The organism is Sphingomonas radicis, from assembly GCF_051400635.1.
Classification (GTDB): domain Bacteria; phylum Pseudomonadota; class Alphaproteobacteria; order Sphingomonadales; family Sphingomonadaceae; genus Sphingomonas.
Map to the genome: position 1 here is coordinate 794,354 of NZ_JBLFFG010000002.1, position 16,988 is coordinate 811,341.

General features: G+C 67.6%; 12 protein-coding genes. 2 read left to right on the forward strand and 10 right to left on the reverse strand.

Features of this window, described 5'->3' with window-relative positions; genetic code table 11:
- The first annotated feature begins 15 nt into the window (after positions 1-15).
- Positions 16-2,760: an ATP-binding protein gene (locus ACMGDH_RS10710; protein WP_436827914.1), complete on the forward strand. Its 2,745-nt coding sequence runs from the start codon at positions 16-18 to the stop codon at positions 2,758-2,760.
- 5 nt (positions 2,761-2,765) lie between these two features.
- Here the strand turns inward: ACMGDH_RS10710 and ACMGDH_RS10715 are convergent, their stop codons facing one another.
- The 9 genes from ACMGDH_RS10715 to ACMGDH_RS10755 all read right to left on the reverse strand — a co-directional run bounded on the left by ACMGDH_RS10715 (position 2,766) and on the right by ACMGDH_RS10755 (position 15,520).
- Positions 2,766-4,349 carry an ABC-F family ATP-binding cassette domain-containing protein gene (locus ACMGDH_RS10715; protein ID WP_436827915.1) on the reverse strand — a complete coding sequence of 528 codons (1,584 nt, stop codon included), beginning with the start codon at positions 4,347-4,349 and terminating at the stop codon, positions 2,766-2,768.
- Positions 4,350-4,828: 479 nt separating this feature from the next.
- The gene (locus ACMGDH_RS10720; RefSeq protein WP_436827916.1) at positions 4,829-5,413 is read right to left on the reverse strand and encodes a FecR family protein; all 585 of its coding nucleotides are present in this window, start codon (positions 5,411-5,413) and stop codon (positions 4,829-4,831) included.
- Between the two features lie 4 nt (positions 5,414-5,417).
- On the reverse strand, positions 5,418-7,073 hold the full coding sequence (locus ACMGDH_RS10725; RefSeq protein WP_436827917.1) for an FAD-binding dehydrogenase: 1,656 nt from the start codon (positions 7,071-7,073) through the stop codon (positions 5,418-5,420).
- Positions 7,073-8,797, reverse strand: coding sequence for an AMP-binding protein (locus ACMGDH_RS10730; RefSeq protein ID WP_436827918.1), 1,725 nt, complete (start codon positions 8,795-8,797; stop codon positions 7,073-7,075). The genes ACMGDH_RS10725 and ACMGDH_RS10730 overlap by 1 nt, the downstream gene beginning before the upstream one ends.
- Positions 8,794-10,080 carry an acetyl-CoA C-acetyltransferase gene (locus ACMGDH_RS10735; RefSeq protein ID WP_436827919.1) on the reverse strand — a complete coding sequence of 429 codons (1,287 nt, stop codon included), beginning with the start codon at positions 10,078-10,080 and terminating at the stop codon, positions 8,794-8,796. The genes ACMGDH_RS10730 and ACMGDH_RS10735 overlap by 4 nt, the downstream gene beginning before the upstream one ends.
- The gene (locus tag ACMGDH_RS10740; RefSeq protein ID WP_436827920.1) at positions 10,067-10,972 is read right to left on the reverse strand and encodes a MaoC family dehydratase; all 906 of its coding nucleotides are present in this window, start codon (positions 10,970-10,972) and stop codon (positions 10,067-10,069) included. The genes ACMGDH_RS10735 and ACMGDH_RS10740 overlap by 14 nt, the downstream gene beginning before the upstream one ends.
- Positions 10,969-12,285, reverse strand: a complete 1,317-nt coding sequence (locus ACMGDH_RS10745) for a 3-oxoacyl-ACP reductase (RefSeq protein ID WP_436827921.1) — start codon at positions 12,283-12,285, stop codon at positions 10,969-10,971. Before ACMGDH_RS10745 ends, ACMGDH_RS10740 begins: the two co-directional genes overlap by 4 nt.
- Positions 12,282-14,780, reverse strand: coding sequence for an acyl-CoA dehydrogenase (locus ACMGDH_RS10750; RefSeq protein WP_436827922.1), 2,499 nt, complete (start codon positions 14,778-14,780; stop codon positions 12,282-12,284). The genes ACMGDH_RS10745 and ACMGDH_RS10750 overlap by 4 nt, the downstream gene beginning before the upstream one ends.
- A 260-nt stretch (positions 14,781-15,040) precedes the next feature.
- Positions 15,041-15,520 (reverse strand): PraA/PraB family alkane oxidation protein activator, encoded by a 480-nt coding sequence (locus tag ACMGDH_RS10755; protein ID WP_436827923.1) that lies wholly within the window; start codon positions 15,518-15,520, stop codon positions 15,041-15,043.
- A 292-nt stretch (positions 15,521-15,812) separates the two neighbouring features.
- On the opposite strand from ACMGDH_RS10755, the gene ACMGDH_RS10760 reads away from it, so the two are divergent.
- The gene (locus tag ACMGDH_RS10760) at positions 15,813-16,424 is read left to right on the forward strand and encodes a TetR/AcrR family transcriptional regulator (RefSeq protein ID WP_436827924.1); all 612 of its coding nucleotides are present in this window, start codon (positions 15,813-15,815) and stop codon (positions 16,422-16,424) included.
- A 10-nt stretch (positions 16,425-16,434) separates the two neighbouring features.
- Here ACMGDH_RS10760 and ACMGDH_RS10765 read toward each other — a convergent pair whose 3' ends face one another.
- Positions 16,435-16,914, reverse strand: a complete 480-nt coding sequence (locus tag ACMGDH_RS10765) for a DUF2147 domain-containing protein (protein WP_436827925.1) — start codon at positions 16,912-16,914, stop codon at positions 16,435-16,437.
- Between the last annotated feature and the right edge of the window lie 74 nt (positions 16,915-16,988).

The window sequence follows — 16,988 nt, forward strand, 5'->3', positions numbered from 1 at the left end:
GGGTAATGGCAGATCGTGGCGGACCTGGATCAGCAGCTTGGCGAACGCATGTGCTTCGGGCCCTTCTGCCTGTCCCCGGGCGCGCGCCTGCTGACCCGGCACGGCGAGCCCGTCGAGATCGGCGGCCGCTCGTTCGACCTGCTCGTGGTGCTCACCGAGCAGCCCGGCCGCGTCCTCTCCAAGCGCGAGCTGCTCAAACGCGTCTGGTCGGATGTGGTGGTCGAGGACGGAAGCCTGCGCTTTCACATGGCGGGGCTGCGCAAGCTGCTAGGCGATGGGATCGACGGCGCGCGCTACATCGCGACGCAGGTCGGCGTCGGCTACGCGTTCGTCGCGCCGGTCGAGCGCCATGGCGGCGGCTCGGTTCCGCGGCGCCCGGAGGAGAGCGTCAGGGCGGCCACCGTGACCAATCTGCCCGCGCGGCTGCCGCATCTGATTGGACGCGAGCGAGACGTGGAGCTCCTCGTCGAGCGCGTCGCCGATACGCCGCTCTTTTCGATCGTCGGCGCGGCGGGGGTCGGCAAGACCTCGCTCGCCGTAGAGATCGGCCACCGGCTCGCGTCGACGTTTGAGGATCAGGTCGCGTTCGTCGACTTCAGCATGCTCGAGAACATGGCGGTGGTGCCCTCGATGATCGCCGGCGCGATGGGGATCGCGGTCCAGAGCGAGGATCCGCTTGCCGTGATCCTCGGCCATATTCGCGATCGCCCCTTTCTGCTCATCCTCGACAATTGCGAGCACGTCATCGAGGCGGTCGCCGGAATCGTCGAGCGGATCGTCGAGGAAGCGCCCCGGGCGCGCGTGCTGACCACCTCGCGCGAGCCGCTGCGCGTGCGCGCCGAACATGTTCTCCGCCTCGACGCGCTCGGCTACCCCGAGGACCTATCCGGACTGACGCGCGATCAGCTGCTGGCCTATCCCGCGGTGCAGCTCTTCCGGGAGCGTGCCACCGCCGCCGACAGTGCGTTGGTGATCGACGAGGACGACGCCCGGCTGCTCGCCGAGATGTGCCAGCGCCTCGGCGGGATGGCCCTGCCCATCGAGCTGGCCGCCGTCCGGGTCGCCACGCACGGCATCGAAGCCACCGCGCGCCAGCTCGGCGAGCGCTTCAGCCTCGGCTGGTCGGGCCGGCGCACGGCGCAGCCGCGCCAGCAGACGCTTCAGGCTACGCTCGACTGGAGCTATGATCTGCTCTCCGATGCCGAGCGCGTCGTGCTCGAGCGGCTCTCGATCTTCGTCGGCCCCTTCTCGATCGACGCCGCGCTGGGTGTGGTGGCGGATGCGGGGATCGGATCGGACGAGGTTGCCGTCGCGCTCGACGAGCTCAGCTCCAAGTCGCTGATCGCCCCCGATCGCTCGCGCCGCACTGGCACCTATCGGCTGCTCGAGATGACGCGCGCTTATGCCCGCGAAAAGCTGGTCGCGCGGGGCGATGCGGCGCACCCCACCATCGCCCGCCGCCACGCAGCCTTCTTCCTCGCCGAACTTGAAATGGCCGAGCAGGAGGAGGGCGTGCTGCAGGACGCCAGGCCGCTCCGCCCCCAACTCGGCAATATCCGCAGCGCGCTCGACTGGTGCTTCGGGCCCGAGGGTGATCGCAGATTGGCCGTACGCCTCGCTGCCGCCAGCGCACCTGTATTTCTCAACCTGTCGCACCTGATCGAGTGCCGCACCTGGTGCACCCGCGCGCTGGGGGAGATCATGGACGATCAGCGCGGCAGCGCGCTGGAACTCGAGCTTCAGGCGGCGCTCGGCATCACGCTGATGTTCACGCGCGGCAACAGCGAGGCGGCGGGGAATGCGCTCGTCCGCGCGCTCGAAATCGCGACGACGCTCGACGACAAATGGAACCAGCTGCGCCTGCTCGGCCGGCTCCATATCTTCCACGAGCGCGTCGGGGAATATGCCGTCGCGATGCGCCACGCCGAGCATGCGGTCGCGGTTGCCGAGGTGATCGGCGCGCCCGAGGCGATTGGCGTCGCCTATTCGCTTTCGGGCATCTCGCATCATCTCGCGGGAGACCAGAAAACCGCGCGGCACGCGCTCGAGCTTTCGCTGCAGATGAGCCCGCCTTCGGCCCGGGGTCGGACCATTCACTATGGCTTCGATCATCGCAACCGCTCCGGGATCGCGATGGCGCGAACCCTGTGGCTCTCGGGCGATGCCGAACAGGCCGGCCGGCTGGCACGGCAGTTCGTTCGCGAGGCGGCGCGGCTCGATCATCCGCTCACGCATTGCATCGCACTGATCTGGTCGCTGTCGGTCTTCCTGTGGATGGAGGATTTCGCCGCGGCCGAGGCCGATCTCGCTGCCTTCACCGAATGCGCCCAAGTCAATGCGCTGGGCCCCTATATCGCCGCGGCCGCCGGCTTTCGCGGCGAGCTGGACATCCAGCGCGGTCGGACCCGCGACGCGCTCGGCGCAGTCGAGGAAAGCCTCTCGCGGCTACGCGCGGCGCGCTACGAGCTGCTGACCACGCCCTTCTCGATCGCGCTCGCCCGCGGCCTCGCCGCGGAGTCGCGGACCGGCGAGGCGTTGGCGCTGGTCGATGCCACGCTCGCGTGCTGCGAAGCCAATGGCGAGCGCTTCGCGGTGCCCGAGCTGCTCCGTCTCAAGGCTGGGATCGTGCGTTCCACCGGGGCGAAAGATGCGGGCATAGCGCTGCTCGAAGAAGCGCTCGCCCTCAGCCGCGAACAAGGCGCGCGCGGGTGGGAGCTGAGAGTGGCCGCCGACCTCGCCGCCAGCGATCCGCGGCCCTAGCTGGGCTAGGCTGCAGCCATTTCGATCCGGTGCGAGATCCCAATCGCCTCGAGGAAGCGATCGTCGTGACTGACGACCAGAAGCGCGCCGTCGAAGGCGCCCAGGCCGGCCTCGACCGCAGCGATCGAGTCCATGTCGAGGTGATTGGTAGGCTCGTCCAGCACGAGCAACGGCGGCGGCTTCACTCCACCGAGTACGCAAGCCAGCCCCGCACGCAGCAGCTGCCCGCCGCTGAGGGTCGCTACGCGGCGATCGGCGGCATCGGCCCTGAACTGGAAGCGCGCCAGCGCCGCCCGGCAATCATTGTCGATCATGCCGGGATTCAGCGCCCGGAAATTTTCCGCGATCGAGACTCCGGGGTCGAGAATGCTTACGCGCTGGTCGAAATAGGCGAATGGCACATGGACCGTCGTTCGCCCTTCCCATGGCGCCAGTTCGCCCGTGATCACCCTGAGCAGGGTGGATTTGCCGGAGCCGTTCGGGCCGCAGATCGCCACCCGCTCCGGGCCGGTCAGATGCAACGACACGTCGTTCAGCAATGGCTGGTCCGGAGCATATCCGAAGCGGACATGCTCCACGTCGAGCACGCGCATTCCTGCCGCAAGGCCGCTCGATGCCAGTTGCAGGGTCATGGTCGTGGTCCGCTCGAGGCGGCTTCTCGCCGCGGCGAGCGACTGATCGGCCTCCGCGCGCATCCGGTCCGCGAGGCGCGCGCCCTCCCCGCCGCTCTTCTCCGCACGGTCGCGGCGTGCACCCACCAATATGCGCGGCAGATCCCCCCGCGCACCCCGACGGCCGCCCGCGGCATCGCGGCGCTGCTGCCGCTCCACGGCTTGCTGTGCCTTGCGCGCGACCTCTGCGGCCCGACGTTCCGCCGAGGCGAGATCGCGCTCGATCGCTTCCTGCTCGACCGCCTTGCGTTCCCGATATGCGCTCCAATTTCCGCCGTATCGCGTCGCGCCGAGCGAGGTCAGCTCGACGATTGCGTCCAGCGATTCGAGCAGCTCGCGATCATGGCTGACGACCAGCGCACCCGCGCACCAGCCGTCGAGCAGTTCGCGAACTGCGCGACGGCCGTCACGGTCCAGATTGTTCGTAGGCTCGTCGAGCAAAACGAAATCGGGTTGCTGGAACAGAACGCCGGCGAGCGCCGCGCGGGTCCGTTGCCCGCCGGAAAGGCTGACGAGACGCGCATCCAGCTCCGCGTCCAATCCTACCTTGGCCAGCGCTTCGGCAGCGCGCGCTTCGAGCATCCAGTCGGCCTCGGTCAATTCGTCGATCGACGCCCTGCCTGCCTCCGCCTTGCGCAACAGCTCGACGCCGGCAGACGCACCCATGAGATCGGCAACCGTCTCGAACGGGGATATCTGAACCGTCTGGCGCAAGGTGCCTACCGAGCCGTCCACCACGATGCGGCCGCGATTCGCGGTCAGATCGCCCGAAATGAGCTTGAGGAGCGTGCTCTTGCCGACGCCGTTGCGGCCGATGATTCCGGTGCGTTCGGCCTGGAAGCTGAGCGAAAAGTCCGAAAGGACGGTGTGTCCGTCAGGCGAGGACCAGGAGAGGTTGGAGATGGTAATGGAGGGCATGGATCGTGGCTTTCCTGACGGCGAGATTTGAAAACGCTGCTGTCAGGGCCAAATCCATGTCGCTGCACACTCCGCTTGGTTGCGCCCGGAGATAGGAGGCGAGCCGCCGCGCGACAAGCGGTGCCGCATTCCTTGTTGTGGAGGATGCGATCGATCCAAAATGAGCGTCCGCTTTCGGGATTGGTCGTCACGTAGCTGAACGTCCGCGATTGGGGTGCGTAGCGGCCGGCACGATGAGCTTGAGATCGAATTGCGGCAGGCGCCCATTGCGGACATCAACGACGGCGCTACCATTCAAGCGTGAGACGGCCGCCTGTTCCCTTTCTCGTTGCGCTAATCGTCGCGGCTTGCTCTGCCTCCCAGCCTGCCGGAGCTGAGCGCTATCATCGCATCCAAATGGCGGGTTCGCCTGAATGTCTTGCTCAAGTGACGGAGCAAGCGTTGACCGGACAATGGGACAAATTGGACGCGCCGGAGTTTCAGGGTCGAGGCGTTCGTTCGAACAGGGCCCCGATGGCGACCACGCTCCCGGAGCCCGCCTCGACGACGAAAGGCCGCGTCGAATCCGGCGCGACGTCGAATCGCGCGCGTCCGCGCAGCAGCCGGAGCCTTCGCTCGCGCGCCGCCAATCGTATCTCGATCGCCGAGTGCCGGTCGAGCGTGACGCGGGAGCCGTCCGAAAGTCGCAGCGAGCGCACGCCTCCCTCGGCGACGGCGCGCTCCGGGCTCGCTCCGGCGAGTTTCCCCTGCCAGACCGCATGAAAGGCAGCGAACCCGCCCGCAGTGAGGAGGAGCAGCAGAATCCCCTCCGCAGCGGCCCATCCGTGGGGGATCCGCGAAGCCGCGCGCGAAAGGTCCCGATCCAGCGCAACCTTGGAGTGCGCGAGGAACATCGAGCGGTCCCAGGCCTGTTCGAGTCGTGCGCAGGCTCTCGCATTGCCGGGCTCCGCGCGCCAGCGCTCGAATGCTGCGCGCTCCTCGGCGCTCGCGGCGCCGCGCAGGAGCGCGAACCAGCCCTCGGCCGAGCCGGGCAGCCGCGAGCCCCGCAGGGCGTCAACTGGCACTTCCTCAAGCCTGAAGAACCGCGCGTCCCGCTGCGCGGCCGCTGAACAGGCAGCCCCCCAGGAACGTGCCTTCGAGCGAGCGGTAGCCGTGCATGCCGCCGCCTCCGAAGCCGGCTGCTTCGCCGACCGCGAACAATCCGCCTACAGGCTCGCCATCCGCTCGAAGCACGCGCGCGTCGAGGTCCGTTTCGAGCCCGCCCAACGTCTTGCGAGTGAGAATGTTGAGGCGGACGGCGATGAGCGGACCATTGGCCGGATCCAGGATCGGGCGTGGCGGCGCGGTGCGCATCAGCTTCTCCGCCAGGCCGAGCCGCGCGTTGCGAATGCCCATGAGCTGGAAGTCCTTGGAGAAGCGGTTGCCGAGCTCGCGGTCTCGCGCGACGATCGCCTGCTCGATGCGGGCGCGGTCGAGCAGACACGCTCCCCCGACGCGGTTCATGCCTTCGACGAGCGTGGCGATGTCACCCGCGACAACAAAGTCCTCGCCGCGCTCCTTGAACGCCTCGACCGGGCCCGGCGCGCGTTTCCCGACGGCGCGTCGAAGCGTCCGCCTCAGGCTTCTGCTCACCAGATCCGGATTTTGCTCGGAACCTGAGAGCGCGAACTCCTTGCGGATGATCGACTGGTTGAGCACGAACCAGCTGTAGGGATTGCCGCCCTCGAGCAGATGGCGAAGCGTCCCAAGCGTGTCGTACCCGGGATAAAAGGGCGCAGGCAGCCGCTCGCCGGCCGCATCGAACCACATCGAGGAAGGTCCCGGCAGAATGCGGATGCCGTGATTGCGCCAGATCGGCCGCCAGTTCCTGAGGCCCTCGACATAGTGCCACATGCGATCGGGATGGATCAGATTCCCGCCCGCCGCCTGCGCGATGCCGATCATCCGTCCATCGACATGGGCCGGTACGCCCTGTACCATGAAGGCGGGCGGCGCGCCCATGCGCTCGGGCCAGTTGCGGCGCACCAGGTCGAGGTTCCCGCCGATGCCGCCGGACGCGACGACCACGCTGCGAGCCTCAAGCCGGAAGCCTGCACGCTCTTCGCGCGAACTGGCCACGCCCCGCAGCGCATCGTCGGATGCCAGAACCGCGCCCGATACTCCCGTCACGCGTCCGGCTGCCGTCTCCAGCGCATCGACCCGGTGGCGCCACAAGAAGCGCAACCTCCCACCGCGCTCGGCCTCGCGCGCTCGATCCGCGAACGGCTTCACAACACCGGGGCCGGCTCCCCACGCGATGTGGAACCGCGGAACCGAATTGCCGTGGCCCTGGGCCCGTCCATCCCCCCGCTCCGCCCAGCCGACGATCGGCACGAGCGAGATGCCGAGCTCCCGGAGCCAGTCCCGCTTTTCGGTTGCGGCAAAATCGACATAGGCTTCCGCCCAGCGACGCGGCCATTTGTCCTCGGGCCGGTCGAACCCTGCTGTGCCGAGCCAGTCCTGCCAGGCCAGCGCATGGCTGTCGCGGATCCCCAGGCGCCGCTGCTCGGGTGAATCGACCAGGAACAAGCCGCCGAGCGACCAAAAGGCCTGACCGCCCAGATTCTGCTCGGGTTCCTGGTCGACCACGATCACCGAGGCCCCGCCTGCTGCCGCCTGGGTGGCCGCGACCAGGCCTGCAAGCCCGGCGCCCACGACGATCACGTCCGCTCCCCTGCTCTCCATCAGCGTACCTCTCGCCGCAGGATCTTTCCCACGTTCGTCTTCGGAAGCGGCTCGTTGCGGATCTCCACGACTGAGGGCACCTTATACCCGGTGAGCCGCTCGCGGCAGTGCGCGCGAACCGCATCCTCGGACAGATGCGGCGTGCGCGGATAGATGACCGCCTTGATCCGCTCGCCCTTCACCGCGTCGGGGACGCCGATCACGGCGACCTCCGCGACGTCGGGGTGGCTTGCGATCACTGCCTCGACCTCGGCGGGATAGACGTTGAACCCCGAGACGAGGATCATGTCCTTGATCCGGTCGATCAGCCGGACCTCGCCGTCGCGGCCCATCACCGCCACGTCGCCCGTCGCGAGCCAGCCATCCTGTGAAAGCACGCGCGCGGTCTCCTCCGGCTGGCGCCAATAGCCGCGCATCACCTGCGGGCCGCGCACGCAGAGCTCGCCGGGTTCGTCCAGCCCCGCCCAGCTCCCGTCCGCGCGCCGCATGCGAACCTCGGTCGACGGCACCGGCAGACCCACGGTGCCGCTGTAGCCCATCACCTCGGGCGCGGAGAAATCGACAGGACGAATGCAGACTACGGGCGCGCATTCGGTCAGGCCATAGCCCTCGACCAGCGGCTTGCCCGTGAGGGCCTCCCAGCGTGCCGCCACCTCGGAATGCGTGGCCATACCGCCCGCGATGGTCAGCCGGAGGGCCGAGAAATCCCGTCCGTGGAAGCCCGGCTCGTCGAGCAGGCTGGCGAACAAGGTGTTCACACCGGCGAGGCCGGCGAACTGCTCCTTGCGCAATATCCAGCTCACCCGCCTGGTATCGCGCGGATTGGCGATCAGCACGTTGCGGCCGCCGACACCGGTGAACATCAGCAGGTTCGCGGTCAGCGAGAAGATATGGTAGAGCGGCAGCAGCGTGACGTTGGTCAGCACCTCGGCATCGCCGATCTGCGACATCACCCAAGCGCGCCCCTGGAGCACATTGGCGACGACATTGCGGTGCGTGAGCATCGCGCCTTTGGCGATGCCCGAGGTTCCACCGGTATATTGCAGGAACGCCAGATCCTCCTGCGCGATCGCCACCCGCTGCAACGACAGCCGGCGCGCGCGGCGCATCACTCGTTTCCACCAGTGCACGCCCCGCCTTGGATAGGGCGGCGTGCTCCGGCCGCCAGCGCGCATCATCAGCCCGATCGCGCGGCCCTTGATCGGACCGAGCATGTCTCCGATCGAAGTGACGACGACATGGCGAACTTCGGTCCGTGCGGCAATCGAGGCGAAGGTGGCCGCGAACATGTCCATCACCACGATGACGACCGCGCCGCTGTCGCGCAGCTGATGCTCCAGCTCGTGCGCAGTGTAGAGCGGGTTGACGTTCACGACCACGGCGCCTGCGAGCAGCGTGCCGAACAGCGCCACCGGATATTGCAGGCAGTTGGGCATCATCAGCGCGATCCTCTCGCCCTTTTCGACGCCGAGGCTCTGCAGCCACGCGGCGAAGGCTTTCGCGTCACGCAGCACCTCGCCATAGGTGCGGCCCGTGCCCAGGCTGACGAACCCTTCGCGATCTGCATAGCGCAAGGCGTCGCTCTCGAAGACGTCCGCCATGGTTCCCGCATTCTGCAAGACATCATCGATGCTGGCGGGCACCCCGGGGCGATAGAAGCGGGTCCAGAACCGCTCCGCCCAAAGCCTGTCCGCATCGTCGAGCGGCATCGGACCCGCGATCATTTCTCGACCGCCGCCACCACGCCCTGGCCGCCGGCGGCGCAGATCGAGATAAGGCCTCTTCCCCCGCCCCGCCGGTCGATCAGGCTGGCAAGCGTCGCAAGGATCCGCCCGCCGGTTGCCGCGAAAGGATGGCCTGCGGCCAATGAGCTGCCGTTGACGTTGAGCCTGGCACGGTCGATCGGTCCGGGCGGAACCGTGCGGCCCAGCCTGTCGCGCGCGAAGTCCGGATCCTCCCAGGCAGCCAGTGTGCATAGCACCTGCGCGGCGAATGCCTCGTGCAGCTCGTAGAAATCGAAATCCTGGAGCGTGAGGCCGAGCTTGTCGAGCATGCGCGGCACAGCATAGGCGGGCGCCATCAGAAGCCCTTCCGCCCCGCTTGCGAAGTCGACCGCGGCAGCCTCGCCCGCGCGCAGATAGGCGAGGATCGGCAACCCACGCTGGCGTGCCCAGTCCTCGCTCGCGAGCAGCACTAGGGCAGCGCCGTCGGTCAGCGGCGTCGAGTTGCCGGCGGTGAGCGTGCCGGTATCGCGATCGAACACCGGCTTGAGCGCGGCGAGCTTGTCGATGCTGCTGTCGGGCCGAAGATTGTTGTCGCGCGCCAACCCGCGCCACGGCGTCACCAGATCCGCGAAGTCGCCGCGGTCATAGGCCGCGGCCAGGTTGCGATGGCTGGCGACGGCCAGCGCGTCCTGGTCGGCGCGGGCGATACCCCATCGCTTGGCCATCAGTTCGCAATGCTCGCCCATCGACAAGCCGGTCCGCGGCTCGGCGTTGCGCGGCAACTCTGGCCGGAGCACCATGCTGGGCCGGATGGATGCCAGCGCCCGCAGCCGGCGCCCGGTGGTGCGCGCACGACTTGCCTTCAGCAGCGCGCGCCGAAAGCCTTCGTTGAGCGCGAGGGGGGGATCGGAAGTCGTGTCCACCCCCCCGGCTATCCCTACGTCGATCTGGCCGAGCGCGATCTTGTTGGCGACCAGGATCGCAGCTTCCAGCCCGGTGCCGCACGCCTGCTGGAGATCATAGGCCGGGGTATCCGGCGAAAGGCTGGTCGAAAGCACCGACTCTCGCGTAAGATTGATGTCGCGCGCGTGCTTGAGCACTGCGCCCGCGGCGACCTCGCCGAGCCGCTGCCCGGAAAGATCGAAGCGATCGACCAGCGACTGGAGCGCGGCGGTCAGCATTTCCTGGTTCGATGCATCGGCATAGACGGTGTTCGAGCGAGCAAAGGGAATCCGCCGACCGCCGACAATCGCCACACGGCGAAGTGCGCTACTGCTCTGCATGAGGTTCCTCTTGAAATGCCGGGCCTTTGGCCAACCGGCCGACTAGGTGCAGCCGCTCGCCCGCGCCGTCTCGCACCGCCAAATCCACGGCAGGATCGCGGCTGCCGACAAAGAAGCTGGCTCGGCCGGGCAACAGAATCGGCGCACGGAAGGATATGTCGATGGTGATCCGATCGACGGGTTCCGGCAGCGCGAGCGCCAGCGCTCGCGCCTTGGTCCACATGCCATGCGCGATCGGCCGCTTGAATCCGAACAGCCGCGCGCCGAGCCAGGATAGGTGGATCGGGTTGCGATCGCCCGAGAGACGCGCATAGCGGGGTGCGATCGCACGCGTGACGGTCTCGGCCGCGATCTCGGTCGTGGCGCCTTCGGCAGAAAGCGTGGCGAGCGGCTCGCCGAGCCGCGAGGGCGCACCGATCCGCAAATAGCTGCTCTCGCTTTCCCAGACGGTCTTCCCGTTCTGGCCGGCCGTTGCCGCTATGGTGAACGCCTGCCCTCGCGGATGGGTGCGCAAAGCCCCGCACACTGCCGAGACAGTCAACGGCGCGTCCGGGGCGATAGCGCGGTGCTGTACAATGCGGTTGGCAACATGGACCAGCCCGGCAATCGGATAGGGAAAGCCCCGCAGCATCATCAGCTTGAGATGCAGCGGAAATGCAAGCAGATGGGGATAGGTGGGCGGCACTCCATGGCCGTCGTCGAACCCGCATAGCTGGCGATATCTCGCGAGATGTGCCGGATCGATCATCACCCGGGGGCGAACGAGCCGCTGACGCGGCAGCACCGGATGTAGCGGCGAGGGCCTGGCTAGCGTCGTCAGACCTGCGAGCAGCACCGCCGGCAGCGAGGGAGGCTCACCGACGATCACCGTTACGGGCTCCACAGCGCTCACGCTCCCAGCAGGCTCTGGCCGCACACGCGGACGACCTCCCCGGAAATGCCGCCGCTGCCGGTGTCCGCAAGCCAGGCAATCGTCTCGGCAACATCCTCGGGCCGCCCCCCCTGCCCCATGGAGTTCATTCGCCGGCCTGCCTCGCGGATCATGAAGGGAATTGCGGCGGTCATTTGGGTCTCGATGAAGCCCGGGGCGACAGCATTGGCGGTGATGCCTTGCGACGCTAGGTCCTTCGCGAGCCGCTGAATCCATCCGATCACCCCGGCCTTGGACAGCGCATAGTTGGTCTGGCCCAAATTCCCCGCGATCCCGCTCAACGATGAAACCGCGACGATCCGGCCTCCCCGCCGGATCTGCCCGGCATCGAGCAGCGCCGTGGTGATGCGCATGGGCGCGGCGAGATTGACTTCCATCACCGCATTCCAGCGCTCGGCAGTCATGCGCGCGAGGGTCTTGTCCCGCGTGATGCCGGCGTTATGGACAACAACGTCATAGCCGCCGCGGACACGTGCATCTGCTGCAATCCGCTCCGGCGCATCCGCCGCGGTGACGTCCAGCGCCAGCATGCTGCCCCCGAGCCGGCTCGCCTGCTCGGCGAGCGCCGCCTGCGCCGCCGGAACGTCGAGCGCTACGACATGCGCACCTTGGCGCGCGAAGGTTTCTGCGATCGCGGCGCCTATCCCGCGCGAGGCGCCGGTGACCAGCACCCTGGGCCGCGCGCCACCCGTCGCCGGAGGCGCTGCGCCCATCCCGATCCGGATCGCCTGTCCCGAGACATAGGCGGAGCGGCCGGAGAGCAGAAACGCCAGCGTGCTCCCCAGCGCCGGCGTGCCTTCGGCGCAGACGTAGAGCAGCTGGACGGTGATCGCCTTGCGCACCTCCTTGGCGAGCGATCGGACGAATCCTTCGAGCCCGCGCGACACCGCCGCCGCTTCATGCTCCGCTGCCTGCTCGGGACTGCGCGCAAGGAGCACGATGCGCCCATGCGGCTGCACGGCGTGGAGGTGCCCCTGGAAGATCGCGTGGAGCCGTGCGGTAGCGGCTATGGTGCGGCAACCGGTCGCATCGACAAGAAGGGCATCGATGTCCTCCCCTGTTGCGCTGCCTGCTGGCATGAGCGCGATGCCGAGCCGCGCGAGCTCCGCCTCGGCCAGCGTCGCCAGCTCGCCGCCGCCGGCATCTGCCAGCAGGGCCCGGCGGACGATCCGTTGCGGGTTGCGGTTGATCGGCACCGGCTGCGGCAGGCCGAGCGCGCCGGTGAGCCACTGCCCGGGGCCGGAATTCGCGAAGCGCAGATAGCGGTCGGTCATTCCGCTGCCTCCGCTGCCCCCCGATCGTTTTCCGCTTCGCGCCGTCGCCGCAGGCCTTCCGCCATGCCGAAGTCGCTTGGGAAATCGTCGACCTGGATTGCGATATCGGCGTGCTCGGCGAACCGGAGGACCGCGGCACGTTCTTCGGCATCGATCAGTCCCGCCGCCTGCGCCTGCGCTGCCCATTCGCCCAGCGCGCGGAAGTTCTGCGGCAGGCGCGCGATGCGCCCGGCGCGGATCGCGGGACCGAGGCGCCGCTCGATCGCCGCCACGGCCGGATAGAGCGCGAACGCGATATGCGTCGCTGCGATCGGATCGATTTCCATGCGCGGCGTCCACGAGCCGGCCAACAGCCGCTCGCGTGCGCCGCCAGGGGATTGGACGAGCTTCGCGACGGCGGCTGCAAGGCGATCGTCAGGCCCATCGACGCGTCCGCCGAAGGGCCGGACGAGCAGCCGCAGCAGCCACGCGGCGGCGCGGCTCGGATGGTTGGCGATTGCCTCGCGCAACGCTGTGTCCGCGCGCGCCAGGGTATCGCGCGCCGCCCAATGCACTAGCGGAAGATCCTCGGCAGGGCGCCCCTCGTCTTCGAACCGCTTGAGCACCGCGGACAGGATGAAGAGCTGGGAGAGCAGATCGCCTAGCCGCCCGGTAACCGTCTCGCGCCGCTTGAGCGTGCCGCCCAGGGTCGCCATCGAAAGGTCGCTGGCCAGCGCGAGCCCGGTCGAGAGCCTTGTCGCCCGTCGGTAGTATCGGGCGAGCGCCGGTGCGCAGCCGTCAGGCGCGCGAAGCAATGCGCCGGCCGGCGTCGCGAAGAGAAATGCGCGTGCGGCATTGCGCAGCACGAACCCGAAATAGCCGAACAATGCCGTGTCGAACGCGACGAGCCCGGCGCGATCCTGCGCCTGCGCCGAGCGCATCAGCGCAAGCACATAGGGATGGCAGCGGATCGCCCCCTGACCGAAGATGATCAGCGCGCGCGTCATGATGTTCGCGCCTTCGACGGTGATCGCGATCGGGATCTGCTGATAGGCGCGCGCGAGGAAATTCCCCGGTCCCATACAGATGCCCTTGCCGCCGATCAGATCCATCCCGTCATTGACGATCAGCCGCGCGCGTTCGGTGACGTGATATTTGGCGATCGCCGAGATGACCGAGGGCTTCTCGCCCTGATCGAGCGCGCTTGCCGCAAGCCGGCGCGTCGCGTCGATTGCATAGAGATGCCCGGCCATGCGGGCGAGCGGCTCCTGCACCCCTTCGAACATGCCGATCGGCACGTTGAACTGGCGGCGGATCGCGGCATAAGCGCTCACGCTGCCTACCGTGAGCTTGGACATGCCGACGTTGGAAGATGGAAGCGAGATCGCCCGCCCCGCCGCCAGGCACTCCATGAGCATACGCCAGCCATTTCCTACCTGGTCGCGGCCGCCGATCACCATTTCCATGGGTACGAACACATCGGCGCCCGCGGTGGGACCATTCTGGAACACCGCATTGAGCGGCCAGTGGCGCCGGCCGATCTCCACGCCGGGATGACCGCTCGGGATCAGCGCGCAGGTGATCCCGAGATCCTCCTCGCCACCGAGCAGTCCATCGGGATCGCGGACGCGGAAGGCCAGGCCGAGCACCGTGGCGATCGGCGCGAGCGTGATGTAGCGCTTGTTCCAAGTGACGCGGAACCCCAGCGTCTCGCGCCCTTTCCAGACGCCCCGGCAGATTATGCCGGTGTCGGTGATCGATGCAGCATCCGAGCCCGCATAAGGGCTGGTGAGCGCAAAGCAGGGAATTTCCTCTCCGCGGGCGAGGCGCGGCAGATAATGGTCTTTCTGCGCCTCGGTGCCATAGTGGAGCAGCAATTCGGCCGGCCCGAGCGAATTGGGCACCATCACCGAAACCGCCGCCGCGGAGCAACGCGTCGACAGCTTCTGGATCACCTGGCTGTGCGCATAGGCGGAGAAGCCGAGTCCGCCGTAGTGCTTCGGAATGATCATCCCCAGAAAGCCCCGCTCGCGCGCATAGGCCCAGGCCTCAGGGGAGAGGTCCTGCCAGACCGAGGTGGTCTCCCAGTCGTTGGCAAGATCGCATAGCTTCTCCGTCTCGACGTCGAGGAAGCGTTGCTCCTCCGGCGTGAGCTGGGGAGCGGGCGTGTCGAGGAGCCTGCGCCACCTGGGGCTGCCCGCGAACAGCTCGGCATCCCACCATATCGTGCCTGCGTCGATCGCGGCCTGCTCGGTCGGGCTCATGCGCGGCATCACCCGGCGGAATGCTGGGAGGAGCGGCCGCGAGATCAAGCTGCGCCGCAGCGGCCGGATTGCAATCACAAGGAGAGGAAGCAGCGCAACGGCCAGCACCGCTCCACTCCCAATGCCTGCCAACCCTAGGCCAACGCCCGTTCCCAGCCAGGCGGCAAGCACCCCAAGCGCGAGCCAGGCGGGCGCACCGGCAAGGGTCAGTCCGAAGGCCGCCACGATCAACACGCCGATCCAGAACGCCATTCCGATATCTCCCTGGCAGCGGAACTATATTGACATTAATGTCAATATTATCCAGCGGCAGTCAAGCGGCAAGTTCCGATGGAAAGGTCGCCGGGGCGAAATGCCTGAGGTAGGGGCCGGCAAAAAAATGCCGGGCGGCCTGCGCGCCCTCAGCGCCGGGTCGAGGGGCGCCTCCGCATGGGCGCGGCGAGTTGCCGCCCGGCTAGTCGGTGAGAGAATCCCCGAGCCGGGGGGCCGAACCGCCCGGCTCGGGTGACGAGTCAGGGAATGGTGAACGATAGCGCCGGCGTGGTCTTGACCTTGCCGGTGATGCTGCAGGGATTTCCGCCCGAGGTCGACGGCAGCGTCGCATTGGCGAAGGTGATTTCACCCGTCGCCTGATTGAAGGAGCCGGTCAGGTTGCCGGCGCAATTGCCGGTGATCGCGGTAACCACGACACCATTGATCGTGATCGAGCTCGTCGACGTGGAAGTAACCGCATAGGGCGTTCCCGAGAAGACGATCGACCCGCAGAGGCCGCCGGTGAGATTGATGCTCGTCACGCTTGCCGCGCCGCTGGAGCTGACGTTGCCGCTACCGGTCAGACCGCAGCTTAGCGTGATCCCCTTGGTGACGGAGATCGTGCCGACGTTGGTCAGGGTGAAAGGCCCGGTCGGAGAAACCGTCTGGGCGGACGCTTGAGGCACCAAGAACGCAGCGGACGCCAGAACGGCACCCGCGGACAGGATTTTCTTGATCATCATTCCTCTCCTTCGTTTTTTTGGGCATTGGAATGCCCGTTCGAAGGCGGCACTTCCTGCCACCCCCACTTCGAAAGACGCGCGCGGCGCGATTTCGGGGGGAGCAGCGCGGGAAATAGAGTTCAAGGAAAGCATCAATGCGGGCCAGTCGCAGGCAAGAAGCCACCAAATTGACGACCGATCGGTCAAGTCGCTCCCTCGCGGCTCCGATCGGATCGGGAGAAACGCTGGTAGATCGAGCATGCGCGGGGAAGACGACACCGCCCACCGCTCTTTGCGGCCTGGGCGCGTCATGACGGTGTCCACGGGCAAACGGCGCAAGCGCAAGGCAGAGGAGGCGCGCGAGGAGGCGCTCGTCGCGGCGCGCGCCTTGCTCCTCGAGAAAGGGCCGGCGGCAGTCACGCTTGCCAATGTCGGCCGTGCGATCGCCATGTCGCACTCCAATGTGCTCCACCATTTCGGCTCGGCCGCAGGGCTCCAGACTGCGCTGATGGAAGCAATGATCCGCGATCTCGCCGATGCGCTGGGAGATGCGGTGAGCGCGCTTCACACCGATGCGGACGCGCCCTCACGCTTGGTCGACAAGGTGTTCGATGCATTCGGCGAGGGTGGCGCCGGCCAGCTCGCCGCTTGGCTGGTGCTCGCGCGCGAGCTCGAATATTTCGACACGCTGGAGAGCGCGGTGGCGGATCTGGTGGCCGCAGTGCGGGCACGCGTGCCCCTTGCCGCGGACAGCGAGCCGCGGATCCGCGGAATCGTTCTGCTGATCGCCGTCTGCGCCTTTGGCGACGCGCTGATCGGACCGCACCTGAGGCGAATGCTGGGACAGGACGACGCCGCAACGCGCGAGCTGATCGCCCAACTGCTCCCGCGCATGATCGCGCCGGCGCTCCCGACACAATGATCGGCTCCCGCTAGCGGGCGCGGCGCCAGGTCTGGGTTCGGCAGAGGAACGCGGCGATGCACCCCCTCACCTTGAGCGTGTGGGCGTCGACGAGAGTGAGCGTGCCCGACGGTGCTCGATTGCCAGTTTCCGGATCGTAGAGCGGCCCACCCTTCCACTTCTCCGGACCGCCGGTGAACCCGTTCAGCACGCGCAGGCCCATCACCTTGCGGTCGCGGAGCGCAGGATCCGGATTGCGCACGTCGCGCTGGTCCCGGTTTGCGCGAAGCGGCGCACCGTCGAGGACGCGCCCGCACAAGGCTTGGCCGCAAGGATGGATTTCGACCACCCCCCCCTCACGCTCCGTATGCCAGCGTCCGATCAAAACCTTGTCGGTGGCTGCCGGACCCGCCACGACGACACCAGCGGCGGGTGCCGGCACCAGAGCCAATGCAGATGAGAGCAGCAATGCCCCCGCCGCAAGAAGTTGGGAACGCAACATGTCCGGCATACGCCGCCTCCATACTGACACACATGTTCATAAACCCATTATAAACATTGATGTCAATATGGAGGCTGAGCGCT